This is a genomic window from Corynebacterium lujinxingii (assembly GCF_014490555.1).
GTDB classification, from domain to species: Bacteria; Actinomycetota; Actinomycetes; order Mycobacteriales; family Mycobacteriaceae; genus Corynebacterium; species Corynebacterium lujinxingii.
In genome coordinates this window covers 2,086,668-2,098,444 of sequence record NZ_CP061032.1, presented here as the reverse complement: position 1 = coordinate 2,098,444, position 11,777 = coordinate 2,086,668, and the positions used below count along the sequence as shown (strand labels likewise).

Here is an 11,777-nt window from a genome sequence, read left to right as displayed (position 1 = left end):
GCATTTGCTTATCGACGACCCCTTGTTCCCGAAGAAACTACCCGCCGAACTCGATGGTCGCGGCGCCACCGATGTGGCGAAGGTTGGACTTGGCCAGGTGGAACAGTCGACCGACGCCGCCCTCGAGGAAGGCGGTGCGGGCGCCGGACTTGGCGAAGCCCTTCATCATGTCCCAGGTGATTCCCGGCGGCAGGGAGAGTGCCTCCGGGTCAGTGACGATGTCGACAAGCACCGGGCCGTCGTAGGCGAGTGCCTCCTTGAGCATCGGCTCGAGGTCCTCCGGCTCCTCGATGCGGAAGGACTTGATGCCCACGCCCTTGGCAATCTCGGCGTAGTTGGCCTGCTCGTGGTCGGTACCGAAGTACGGCATGCCGGCGACCATCATCTCGAGCTTGACCATGCCCAGCGAGGAGTTGTTGAAACAGATGACCTTCACCGGCAGCTGGTGGAGCTTGATGGTCAGCAGCTCGCCCATGAGCATGCCCAGGCCGCCGTCGCCGGACCAGGAGATCACCTGGCGGTCCGGGAACGCCGCCTGCACACCGATTGCCATCGGCAGGGCGTTGGCCATGGTGCCGTGCAGGAAGGAAGCGGCCTCGTCGCGCTTGCCGTTCGGGGTGAGGTAGCGCGAGGACCACACGTTGCACATGCCGGTGTCGACGGTGAAGTAAGCGTCATCGTCGGCAAGCTTGTCCAGCACGGAGGCCGCGAGCTCGGGGTGGATCGGCTTCTTGGACTCGAAGGCTTCGGAGGTGTAGCTCTTCACCACGTGATCAAGCAGCTGGTAGTGGCGCTTGATCATCTTGTCCAGGAACTTGCGGTCCTTCTTCTCCTCGATGTGCGGGAGGATGTTTTCGATGACGCTCTTCACATCGCCGACGACCGGGTAGTCGACCTTGGTGCGGCGACCGATGTGGGCGCCGTCGATGTCGATCTGCGCGACGTTTTCGTCCGGCAGCCAGTCGGTGTACGGGAAGTCGGTGCCGACCATGATGAACAGGTCGGACTCATCCATGGCGTCAAGGCAGGCGCCGTAGCCGAGCAGGCCGGACATGCCCACGTCGTAAGGGTTGTCGTACTCGAAGTACATCTTGCCGCGGAAGGAGTGGCCGATCGGGGACTTGATCTTCTCGGCCAAGGCGAAGACCTCGTCACGGGCGTCGCGGGCGCCGTAGCCGCAGAACAGGGTGACCTTGTCTGCCTTGTTGATCGCCTCGACCAGGCGGGCGGCCTCGTGCGGGTCCGGGTAGATGCGCTTGTTCTTGCCGGTGGCGTAGACGGAGTCCGCGGTGTGCGGGCCCTCGGCGGTGTCGGCTGCGAAGACGTCGCCCGGCACGATCATGACGGAGACACCGTTGCCGGCCAGGGTGTTTTGCAGCGCATTGTGCAGCACGCGCATGCCCTGGTCGGCCTCGTGGACAACCTCGCAGTAGGAGGAGCACTCCTGGAACAGCAGTTCCGGGTGGGTTTCCTGGAAGAAGGAGGAACCGATCTCGATGGTCGGGATGTGCGAGGCGATCGCCAGCACCTTGGAGCCGTTGCGGTGCGACTCGAACAGGCCCTGGACGAAGTGGGTGTTGCCCGGGCCGCAGGACGCGCCACAGACGGCGAGTTCGTCGGCGGCGAGCGAATCGGCGCCAGCTGCGAAGGCGGCGGCCTCCTCGTTGCGCACGTGCACCCATTCGATGTCGCTTTGACGGACGGCGTCGGAAAGCGGGTTGAGTGAGTCGCCGACCAGGCCGTAGATGCGCTTCACGCCCTGGTCTTCGAGCCGCTTCACTACTTGTTCAGCGAAATTTGGCATTACTGCTAACTCCTGATTAATCGTTTCTTTGAACGTGAGCCATGGTAACGACATTTATCTAGCTGGGTCGGCCCGCTGTTGCAAAGCAGACACGAACGCCGGGTCTGTGAAGTAATCGGTGTGCCCGCCCGTGACCCCCTCGACACGCTCGCCGCCCCAGCCGACGTGCGAGGGGGATGCGCCGAGTACGGCCGACGGACCGGAGCGCAACCGCAGGATGATGTCGTCTGGGGAGTCGACGATGTGGACGGTGCTGGTGTCGTCGGCAAGCGTGAGCTCGGAGACGTGCTCGCCCGCCACGCCTGCGCTGCCGAGCACCCACAGGTCGTCAGCGATAAGCCCGTGGTCGCGGGCGGCGGTAGTGGCCAAAAGCGTGCCGTAGCTGTGCGAGATGACGGTTTTCTGCGCCGCAGGGAAACGCTCGTCGAGGGCGGCCTGGAACATGGCCAGGTCGTCCGCGCCGGCGTTCGCGCGCTGCCGTGAAACCGCGTGCGGGACGGTGGGCGGGGGAGCGTAGCCCTGCCAGACGACGACCGCCGCCCCCGTCTGCTGCGCCAGCCGTGTCGCTTTGACCAGTTCGCCTTCGAGTTTCGCAGGTGTGCCGGTGGTGGCGCCGGCGACCAGCGTGATCACCCGCGCCGGGTCGACGGTGTCGCCGACGATGACGGTGGTGGATTCGGGGCCGGCTTCAAGAACGGTGCCGCCGTGGCGCTCAACGGCCGACAGGGTGGTGGCGGGCAGGGTGGGCGCGTGGCGGGCGTGCAGGTCGGAAAACGAGGCGTCCGGGTGGGCGAAGAGCGGGTCGTAGTCTTGCTCGCCGTCGCCGAGACGTAACAGCGAGCGGGAGAGTTCGAGATCGAGCAGCATGGACATGGAGTTCAGCCACAGCACCGCGCGCTGGTGGAGGTGGTTTGCGGCGAAGTCGGCGGCCTCGTCGAGTTGGCGCTGCAGCCGCGCCGCCGTATCGACGAGGACCGCCGCGGCCTGCAGATCTGCCGCTCCGCGCGCGAACACCCCGCCGAAGACGTCGATCTTGGCGTAGGCCAGCGTGGCCGCTTCACCGGAAAATCCGGTGGAGACTAACGAGGTGCGGGCAAAAGGGGCGTGGCGGGCGCGCTCGGTGGCGGCAGCAGCAGCGAGGCGGAGCGACAGCGCCGCCGTGTCGAGTTCTGCGGCATCTAGTGCAGGGCGGTACGTCACGGTCGCAGCCTCGCTTCCAGGTCGGCATCTACGGTCTCGACGGACGAGGCGAAGTCGGCGATGGAACCGAGGTGGGTGTTGAGGTGGTGCGTGGTGTCGTCGATAAGCGAGTGCGTTTGCGTGCGTAACGATTCCAGCGCGGCGGCGGTGCGTGAGGCGCTGATGCCGGAAAACGGCAGCGGTGTAAACAAGCGCGTTAAACGACGGGCGGTTGGGGCGGTGTGTGTGGTCAATTCGAGTTTCATGCGCAGAAGTGTGTGTGGGCGAAACGAACGGCACAAGAGGCGGGCGAAAATCTGTGGATAACCCACCGGAATCGCGCATAGAGTTATCCACATGAAAATCGGGTTGGTGCAAACGGCCACAGGCAGTGACAAGATGGAAAATTTTGCGCACCTTGCCCCGCTGGTGCACGACGCGGCGAGACAAGGTGCGACGCTGATCGTGCTGCCGGAGGCGTCCAGCCAGGCATTTGAGCAGGGCAGGCTGGACACGCAGGCTGAGGAGCTAGACGGGCCGTTCGCAACGGGGATGCGCGAGCTCGCCGACGAACTCGGTGTGACCATCGTGGCCGGCATGTTCCGCCCGGCGGATACCTTGGAGCGCGACGGTAAAACCATCAACCGCGTGTACAACACCGTGCTGATCACGGGCGGGGGCGTGCACACGGGCTACGACAAGATCCACACCTACGACGCGTTCAACTACCGCGAGTCCGACACCGTGCGCCCCGGCTCCGAACTGGTCACCTTCGACCACCAGGGCGTCACTGTCGGCGTGGCCACCTGCTTCGACATCCGCTTCCCCGAGCAGTTCCAGGCGCTCGCCGACCGTGGCGCGCAGGTGGTGGTCGTGCCGACGAGCTGGGCCGACGGGCCAGGCAAGGTCGAACAGTGGCGCACCCTCACCGCCGCGCGTGCCCTCGATGCTGGCGTGTTCATCGCCGCTGCCGGCCAATCGCGCCCGGACTTTGAGGTGAAGGCCGGCGAGCCGTCCGGACCTACCGGCGCGGGGCACTCCGCGGTGGTCGACCCCGCGGGCGTGCGTATCGACGAAGCCTCCTACGGGCCCGAAACCCTCATCGTCGACATCGACCCCACCGAGGCGGACACGCAGCGCACCACACTCCCGCTGGGCGCGATCCGGGCGACAACTACGATGCGCTGAACCACTCCGGCACCGCGTCGTGCGCGATGACCTGCACGTTCGCCGCGCCGTCCAGTGCGTCACGTAACCGCGCCGCCCGATCTTCGCCCGCGCACACGATCACGTCGCGGCCCCACCACATGCCCGCACCTGAGATGACCCGTTCCAGCGGTGCGCCAAGGCGCGATTCCGCCACCCAACTCACGTCCAACCAGTCCTGCGCCGCCGCCAGCGTGTCCAGTGCCGCCCGGTCGTACGTCGCATCCGAGACCAGGTGCACCTCCGGGCGCTCCCCGCGCTCCAACCAGTGGAAAATCAGCGCCTTCGCCGCCGCCAGCCCCGTCCCCGCGGCCACCATAAGCACTTGCTTATCGACGACCCCCTGCAGACCCCCGCGACCCGACCCCAACGTCAGCCACGCCCCGGGCTCCACATCGATGCCGGTGTCGGCGCCGATGTGGAACTCCAACTGGCCGAACTCGTTCGACGGCAGCGCCGGGATCAGCCCGGTCCACACACCTGGCGCGGCAGGCGACATGACCGGCAACGTTTCGCCGGGCGCGTACGCGACGCGCGTGCCGGCCTCGAGGCGCACGACTTTTACCCCGTCGTGGTCCTCCACGCCGGTGACCTGCGCGGCCGAGGCCGCCGGCACGCCTGCGTGGTCCATCTGCGAGGCCGCCTCCCGCATCACCTCGGCCGCGGCGTCGAGCTCTGGCAGGTCGCCGACGCCGCCGGCGGCGCGGATTTCCTCGGCAAGCATCCGCACCGCGTTGGGGTACTCCTCGGCCGGGAAACCGGTGCGGCGCAGGTCGAGCGCGATCGCGCGCAGCCGCTGCCTGGCCTCTTCGGGCAGCTCGGTGGTGCTTTCTGGGACGTTGGTGAGCAGCCACGTGGTGGCGTCGATAAGCGATTGCGGCATGCGCTCGCCAGGGGGAAGCATCGTCGTGGCGTGGGGGTACGCGTCGGTGAAGCGGGTGCGCCAGCCGCGACTGATGGTCTCGCCGTGGTTGCGGAGCAGCTCGGATACAGGCATGGAATCAGGGTACTTACCTGCGGTGGGATACAGTTGCACCCGTCTGATTTCTATAAGTTGATAAAGGAGAGAGGTGCTGCGATGGAGTTCACCCCGTACACGCTACTCACCGACATCGGCTGGATCTCCATCCTGCTGATTATCGGCAACATCCTGCGCAACCGCCTGCGCGTGCTGCAGGCGCTGCTCTTGCCCGCACCGATCACCGCCGGCCTGCTCGGGCTTATCCTCGGGCCGGAAATGCTCGGCGTGATCAACTGGTCCGACCAGGTGGGCACCTACACCACCCTGTTGATTGCGGTGGTGTTCGCATCGATGGCGTACTCGATGGAACTCGGCGGCTCCGTCGCCTCGGGCGCGCGCAACATGTGGGGCTACTCCACCGCAATGTTCATGGGCCAGTGGGGCCTGTTCATGCTGCTGGGCATGTACCTGTTCGCGCCGGTCTTCGGCACCGAGCCGTGGTTCGGCATGATGCTGCCCGTCGGCTTCGTCGGCGGCTTCGGCACCGCCGCGGCAGTCGGTTCTGCGCTGGAGGAAATCGGCGTGGAGGGCGCATCCTCGCTCGGCTTCACCTCCGCCACCGTGGGCACCCTCGTGGCGATCGTCGGCGGCGTGATCATGGCCAACTGGGGCATCCGCAAGGGCAAAGCCTCGCAGCTCGCGGGCACGCTTCCCGACGACCTGCGCACCGGCTACATCCGCAACGAAGCGGAACGCCCATCCATCGGCAAGGCCACGACCAACCCGTCGTCCATCGAGCCGCTCGCGCTGCACGCCGGCTTCATCGTGTTCACGGTGCTGATCGCCTACATGCTCAACTCGGTGATTAAGGACCAGTGGTCGAACGTGTCCATCCCGCTGTTCGCCATGGCGTTCGTGGTCGGGCTTATCGGGCGTCTCGTGCTGAAGCTCGCCGGCCGTCCGAACTACCTGGACAGCTCCACCATTAACTCGGTCTCGGGTGCTGCCACCGACTACATGATCGCCTTCGGCATCGCCTCCATCGTGCCGGCCGCGCTGGCCGGCTACTGGCAGGCGCTCGTGGTCCTGTTCGTGCTCGGCACCGTGTTCTGCCTGGTGTGGATGCTGTGGGCCGGTCCGCGCTTCTTCGGCGAAAAGTGGCTCGAGCGCGGCCTGTTCGGCTGGGGCTGGGCCACTGCCGCGGTTGCCACCGGCATCGCGCTGCTGAAGATGGTGGACCCGAAACTCAAATCCGGCACGCTGAACGAGTACGGCGTGGCCTACGTCGGCTTCGCCCCGTTCGAGATCGGCATGACCATCCTCGCGCCGATTGCCGTCATCGCCGGGTTTGTCACCGGGTTCGCGTGGGTGTCCTTCGCGGTCGCCGTTGCGGTGGTGGTGATGGCGTACGTGCTGAAGTGGATACCGGTGCGCGAGGAGTCGTCGTAAAGCGGGGGTCGTCGTAAAGCGGGGTGCGCTTTTTGCGATCTGCTAGTCGCTCACGAACGCCACTAGCAGATCGCGTTTTTATTGCGACGGGTTTTCATTATCATCTGCGAATACAGATGCGCAACGAACTGATCTGCTAGTTCCCCCCGGCGTGTCACTAGCAGATTCGCACTTGAGCCACCTCTGCGCAACTTTTTTCTTGTTGACAGGAACAGACTCAACCTTTCGTGCGTTATACGGGGTGCGAAACAAAATTAACCACGAAAGGACGATGCACTCATGGCATCCAAGTACACACAGAAAACCCAGGAGGCCCTGCAGCAAGCGCAGATGCGCGCCTCCGCCGCCGGGAACCCGGATATGCGCCCGGCGCACGTGCTCGAGGCGCTGCTCAAGCAGGAGGATGGCATCGCAGCTCCGGTGCTCAAGGCCACGGGCGTTGACCCAGAGACTGTCGCGCGCGAGGCCGGCGAGCTGATTAGTTCCTACCCGAGCGCGGAGGGCCAGGGCATGGCTAACCCGGGCATCAACCGCGATCTGCAGACCGCGCTGAGTACGGCGCAGGATCTTGCGGGCGAGCTTGGCGACGAATACGTCTCCGCCGAGGTCCTCCTCGCCGGTATCGCCAAGGGCAAGGATGACGCCGCCGAGTTGCTGCACAAGCGCGGCGCGACGTTCGACGCACTCAAGGAGGCGTTCCCGTCGGTGCGCGGCGGCAAGAAGGTCACTTCGGAGAACCCGGAGGACCAGTTCCAGGCGCTGCAGAAGTACTCCACGGACCTGACGGCCCGGGCGCGTGAGGGCAAGATCGACCCGGTGATCGGGCGCGATTCGGAGATCCGCCGCGTGGTGCAGGTGCTCTCGCGCCGCACGAAGAACAACCCGGTGCTCATCGGTGAGCCGGGCGTCGGTAAGACTGCGATCGTGGAGGGCCTGGCGCGGCGCATCGTCGCAGGTGACGTTCCGGAGTCGCTGAAGGGCAAGACGCTGATTTCGTTGGACCTCGGCTCGATGGTCGCGGGCGCGAAGTTCCGTGGCGAGTTCGAGGAGCGACTCAAGGCTGTCCTCGACGAGATCAAGGAGTCGAACGGGCAGATCATCACGTTTATCGACGAGATGCACACCATCGTCGGCGCCGGCGCTTCCGGCGACTCGGCGATGGATGCCGGCAACATGATCAAGCCGTTGCTCGCCCGCGGTGAGCTGCGTCTGGTCGGTGCGACGACACTGGATGAGTACCGCCAGTACATCGAGAAGGATGCCGCACTCGAGCGCCGATTCCAGCAGGTGTACGTGGGCGAGCCGACGGTGGAGGACACCATCGGCATCCTGCGTGGCCTGAAGGAGCGCTACGAGGTGCACCACGGCGTGCGCATCCAGGACTCGGCGCTCGTGTCGGCTGCGGAGCTTTCCAACCGTTACATCACGAACCGCTTCCTGCCGGATAAGGCCATTGACCTTGTCGACGAAGCCGGCTCCCGCCTGCGCATGCAAATCGATTCCTCCCCGCAGGAGATCGACGAGTTGGAGCGTGTCGTGCGCCGCCTCGAGATCGAGGAGATCGCGCTGGAGAAGGAGTCCGACGCCGCCTCCCAGGAACGTCTGGAGCACTTGCGCGAGGAACTCGCCGACCAGCGCGAGCGCCTCGGCGAGATGAAGGCCCGGTGGGAGAACGAGAAGGCGGAGGTGAACAAGGTCCAGTCCGCGAAGGAGGAGCTCGAGCGCCTGCGCAACGAGTCCGAGATCGCGGAGCGCGACGGCGACTACGCCAAGGTCTCCGAGCTGCGCTACGGCCGCATCCCGGAACTGGAGGCCGAGGTGGCCAAGGTGGAATCCGAGGCCAGCAACAAAACGATGCTGGAAGAGGAGGTCACCCCGGACACCATTGCGGACGTCGTGTCGTCCTGGACCGGCATTCCGGCCGGCAAGATGATGCAGGGCGAGACCGAGAAGCTGCTCAACATGGAGCGCGTCCTCGGCGAGCGTGTCGTCGGCCAGAAGGATGCCGTTGTCGCGGTGTCCGACGCGGTGCGCCGCTCCCGTGCGGGTGTGGCGGATCCGAACCGTCCGATCGGCTCGTTCCTCTTCCTCGGTCCGACCGGCGTGGGTAAGACGGAGCTGGCCAAGTCGCTGTCCGAGTTCCTCTTCGATGACGAAACCGCCATGATCCGCATCGACATGTCCGAGTACGGCGAGAAGCACTCTGTCGCCCGCCTCGTCGGTGCGCCTCCGGGATACGTCGGCTACGACGCTGGCGGCCAGCTCACCGAGGCCGTTCGTCGTCGCCCGTACTCGCTCGTGCTTTTCGACGAAGTGGAAAAGGCCCACCCCGACGTCTTCGACGTGCTCCTGCAGGTGCTCGACGAAGGCCGCCTCACCGACGGACAAGGACGCACGGTGGATTTCCGCAACACGGTGGTGATCCTGACCTCCAACCTGGGCGCGGGCGGTAACCGCGAGCAGATCATGGAGGCGGTCAAGCACCACTTCAAGCCGGAGTTCATCAACCGCCTCGACGACGTGGTGGTGTTCGATTCGCTGAGCCAGGACCAGTTGGTGGGCATCGTCGATATCCAGCTGGAGGGCTTGGCCGAGCGCCTCGCTGCTCGCCGACTGACACTGGACGTCTCCGACTCCGCGAAGTCGTGGCTCGCCGAGCGCGGCTACGACCCGGCTTACGGCGCCCGCCCGCTGCGCCGCCTGATCCAACAGGCCATCGGCGACCGTCTGGCGAAGAAACTGCTGGCCGGCGACATCCGCGACGGCGACACCGTGCACGTCGACGTCGCCGACGGTGGCGAATCGCTGGACGTGTCAGCGGCGTAGTACTGATCCGGGAGGATAATCGGGGTATGACCGAAATTGTTCATACCCCGGAAGCACTTCAGCAGACCCTGGCAGGCACGCGTGAGGACGCCGGCCTGTCACTCGTTCCCACCATGGGCGCCCTGCACGAAGGCCACCTCACCTTGGCGCGTGAAGCGCGTAAGCTCGGCCACCCAGTGGTGGTCAGCATTTTCGTGAACCCGTTGCAGTTCGCGCCGGGCGAGGATCTGGAAGCGTACCCGCGCACGTTGGACGAAGACGTGGCCAAACTCGAGGCGGAGGGCGTTGCCGCCGTGTTCGCGCCCTCGCCGGAGACGATGTACCCGCACGGTCCGCGCACCACGGTGCAGCCCGGCCCGCTGGGTGCGGTGCTGGAGGGCAAAACCCGGCCGACCCACTTCGCGGGTGTGCTGACGGTGGTGGCGAAGTTGTTCAACCTCACCGGCGCCACCGACGCGTTTTTCGGAGAGAAGGACTACCAGCAGTTGGCGCTGATCCGGCAGATGGTCGAGGACCTTCACCTGCCTGTGCGCGTCCACGGCTGCCCGATTGTGCGCGACGAGGACGGTCTCGCGCTGTCGTCGCGCAATCGTTACCTGTCTGCAGCGGAACGCACGCGCGCGCTCGCGATACCGCGCGCGTTGGCCACCGGGAGCCTCGAGCAAGCGCGGGCATTGCTTGACGACGACCCCAGCATCGACATCGACTACCTCATCACCACCGCCCCCGACCTGTCCGAACTTCCCGCAGACTACTCCGGACCAGCCCGCCTGCTCGTGGCTGCGAAGGTAGGCAACACGCGGTTGCTCGATAACGTCGCCATCGAGGTGTGACCCGCGCCGGTCCGGTTAGAAGGTGTGCTCCGGTGCCGGGAACTGTCCGGTGTGCACGGCGCGTTTGTAGTCCGCCGCGGCCGCTGCGAGGTCGGCGCCGATTGAGCCGAAGCGCTGCACAAACCGTGCCCGGTGGTCGCCTGCGGGAAAGTCTGCCATGTCGTGCCACACCAGCACTTGGGCGTCGGTCCCGGCCCCGGCGCCGATCCCGATGACGGGGGCCGGGCACGCCGCGGTGAGCTCCGTGGCGAGATCTGCCGGGACCATTTCGAACACCGCCATGTCGGCGCCGGCTTCCGTTACCGCTTCGGTGTCCGCCCGCAGTTGGTCGGCGCTGTCGTCGCGGCCCTGGACTTTGAATCCGCTGAGGTTGTCCACTGACTGCGGGGTGAATCCGACGTGGGCGCAGACGGCGAGCCCGGCCTGCTTCAGTGCGCGGATACGGGGAGCGATGCGCGAGCCACCTTCCAACTTGACCATGTTCGCGCCGGTGCGTCGGACGAGTTCAGTGGCGGTGCGAACGCACTGTTCGTCGCTCGCTTCGTAGGTGCCAAACGGCAGGTCGATGACCACCAGCGCGTTGCCGGCCCCGCGCACGACGGCGGCGCCGAGGTAGGCCATCTCGTCGAGCGAAATGTGGTTGGTGGTTTCGTATCCGTAGACGACGTTCGCGGCGGAGTCGCCAACTAACAGGCATTCGATGCCAGCAGCAGCGAAAGTGCGCGCCGTGGCGTAGTCGTACGCCGTGAGCATCGCCCACTTCTCCCCGTGCGCTTTCTTAGCGACGAGATCTGCAACCCAGACCTTCTTCTTCGGAGTGAGATAACCAGACACGTATGCAGCCTAGCCGTTGTGTTCATAGGCTCTCGCCGTTTTTGGCGGCTAGATGCTTACCCCAGGGTGCTTGTGTCCGCAGTCCCGGCCAAAAACCAAACCAAATGTGAGGGGAAGGATGTGAGGGGTTCGCCGTCATTGTTTCGGGTGCTTCCGGGCGTTGGCGAACCCCTCACATCCTGCCCCTCACATCTACGAATGAAGTCGGAGAGCAGCAACCTACCAAACACACCAGCCGGTTTGCGCCGGCGCGATACACTGCCATCCATGCAAGCAACCACGACGATTCTCACCCGCGTCGTTATCCCCGGCGTGGAAAGCGAGCAGCTCCAGGCGCAGCAGATCGGGCGGGATCATTTTGTGGTGGCGAGTGTGCCGTTCGTCGATACGACGCTCGCGCTGGGCGACATTGTGCAGTGCGTGAAGGTCGGCGGCGCGTTCCACGTTGACAAGGTGGTGGTGCGCGGCGGCGCGTCGACGGTGCGCGTGCTGCCGGAGGATGAGAACCCGCGGGAAATCGCGGAGACCCTGCTCGCGTTCGGGTGCCGGGTGGAGTTGGGCCCGGGTGGGATGCTCGCCGCCAGCATCGGTGCAGACTGCCCGCGCGAGGGGATCACGGAGTGGCTGGGCGGCCTGGCTGAACAGGGCGCTATCCAGCTCGCTCCCGGGTACATGGCGTAGACAC

10 protein-coding genes are annotated in these 11,777 nt (G+C 65.7%); 5 read left to right on the top strand and 5 right to left on the bottom strand.

Annotated elements, in window-relative coordinates:
* Nucleotides 1-37: 37 nt before the first annotated feature.
* From IAU68_RS10320 to IAU68_RS10310, 3 genes are read right to left on the bottom strand one after another with little or no spacing between them, the layout of a single operon-like run.
* On the bottom strand, nucleotides 38-1,804 hold the full coding sequence (locus IAU68_RS10320) for a pyruvate dehydrogenase (protein WP_171193800.1): 1,767 nt from the start codon (nucleotides 1,802-1,804) through the stop codon (nucleotides 38-40).
* 54 nt (nucleotides 1,805-1,858) lie between these two features.
* A complete protein-coding gene (locus IAU68_RS10315) occupies nucleotides 1,859-3,004 on the bottom strand; it encodes an alpha/beta hydrolase (RefSeq protein WP_171193799.1) in 1,146 nt (381 codons plus the stop codon).
* On the bottom strand, nucleotides 3,001-3,249 hold the full coding sequence (locus tag IAU68_RS10310; protein ID WP_171193798.1) for a hypothetical protein: 249 nt from the start codon (nucleotides 3,247-3,249) through the stop codon (nucleotides 3,001-3,003). Before IAU68_RS10310 ends, IAU68_RS10315 begins: the two co-directional genes overlap by 4 nt.
* A gap of 91 nt (nucleotides 3,250-3,340) precedes the next feature.
* Between IAU68_RS10310 and IAU68_RS10305 the strand changes: the two genes are divergently transcribed.
* Entirely contained in the window at nucleotides 3,341-4,171 is an 831-nt protein-coding gene (locus IAU68_RS10305) for a carbon-nitrogen hydrolase family protein (RefSeq protein ID WP_171193797.1), read from the top strand.
* Here IAU68_RS10305 and IAU68_RS10300 read toward each other — a convergent pair.
* Nucleotides 4,158-5,186, bottom strand: a complete 1,029-nt coding sequence (locus IAU68_RS10300) for a hypothetical protein (RefSeq protein ID WP_171193796.1) — start codon at nucleotides 5,184-5,186, stop codon at nucleotides 4,158-4,160. The genes IAU68_RS10305 and IAU68_RS10300 overlap by 14 nt on opposite strands.
* 81 nt (nucleotides 5,187-5,267) lie before the next feature.
* Between IAU68_RS10300 and IAU68_RS10295 the strand changes: the two genes are divergently transcribed.
* The 3 genes from IAU68_RS10295 (at nucleotide 5,268) to panC (ending at nucleotide 10,258) form a co-directional block, all read left to right on the top strand.
* Nucleotides 5,268-6,599 carry a sodium/glutamate symporter gene (locus tag IAU68_RS10295; protein WP_171193795.1) on the top strand — a complete coding sequence of 444 codons (1,332 nt, stop codon included), beginning with the start codon at nucleotides 5,268-5,270 and terminating at the stop codon, nucleotides 6,597-6,599.
* 279 nt (nucleotides 6,600-6,878) lie between these two features.
* A complete protein-coding gene (clpB, locus tag IAU68_RS10290) occupies nucleotides 6,879-9,425 on the top strand; it encodes an ATP-dependent chaperone ClpB (RefSeq protein ID WP_171193794.1) in 2,547 nt (848 codons plus the stop codon).
* A 26-nt stretch (nucleotides 9,426-9,451) separates the two neighbouring features.
* Nucleotides 9,452-10,258, top strand: a complete 807-nt coding sequence (gene panC / locus IAU68_RS10285) for a pantoate--beta-alanine ligase (protein ID WP_171193793.1) — start codon at nucleotides 9,452-9,454, stop codon at nucleotides 10,256-10,258.
* Nucleotides 10,259-10,273: 15 nt separating this feature from the next.
* Here the strand turns inward: panC and panB are convergent, their stop codons facing one another.
* Nucleotides 10,274-11,092, bottom strand: coding sequence for a 3-methyl-2-oxobutanoate hydroxymethyltransferase (gene panB / locus IAU68_RS10280; protein ID WP_171193792.1), 819 nt, complete (start codon nucleotides 11,090-11,092; stop codon nucleotides 10,274-10,276).
* A 267-nt stretch (nucleotides 11,093-11,359) separates the two neighbouring features.
* Here panB and IAU68_RS10275 point away from each other — a divergent pair, with 267 nt between their 5' ends.
* On the top strand, nucleotides 11,360-11,773 hold the full coding sequence (locus IAU68_RS10275; RefSeq protein WP_171193791.1) for a DUF4265 domain-containing protein: 414 nt from the start codon (nucleotides 11,360-11,362) through the stop codon (nucleotides 11,771-11,773).
* The last annotated feature ends 4 nt before the right edge of the window (nucleotides 11,774-11,777 follow it).

Bases quoted from the DNA above. Each gene is read 5' to 3' on its own strand.
- panC (WP_171193793.1), top strand. From the start codon at position 9,452: ATGACCGAAATTGTTCATACCCCGGAAGCACTTCAGCAGACCCTGGCA.
- IAU68_RS10300 (WP_171193796.1), bottom strand. From the start codon at position 5,186: ATGCCTGTATCCGAGCTGCTCCGCAACCACGGCGAGACCATCAGTCGC.
- IAU68_RS10320 (WP_171193800.1), bottom strand. From the start codon at position 1,804: ATGCCAAATTTCGCTGAACAAGTAGTGAAGCGGCTCGAAGACCAGGGC.
- IAU68_RS10295 (WP_171193795.1), top strand. From the start codon at position 5,268: ATGGAGTTCACCCCGTACACGCTACTCACCGACATCGGCTGGATCTCC.
- IAU68_RS10305 (WP_171193797.1), top strand. From the start codon at position 3,341: ATGAAAATCGGGTTGGTGCAAACGGCCACAGGCAGTGACAAGATGGAA.
- IAU68_RS10310 (WP_171193798.1), bottom strand. From the start codon at position 3,249: ATGAAACTCGAATTGACCACACACACCGCCCCAACCGCCCGTCGTTTA.
- IAU68_RS10275 (WP_171193791.1), top strand. From the start codon at position 11,360: ATGCAAGCAACCACGACGATTCTCACCCGCGTCGTTATCCCCGGCGTG.
- clpB (WP_171193794.1), top strand. From the start codon at position 6,879: ATGGCATCCAAGTACACACAGAAAACCCAGGAGGCCCTGCAGCAAGCG.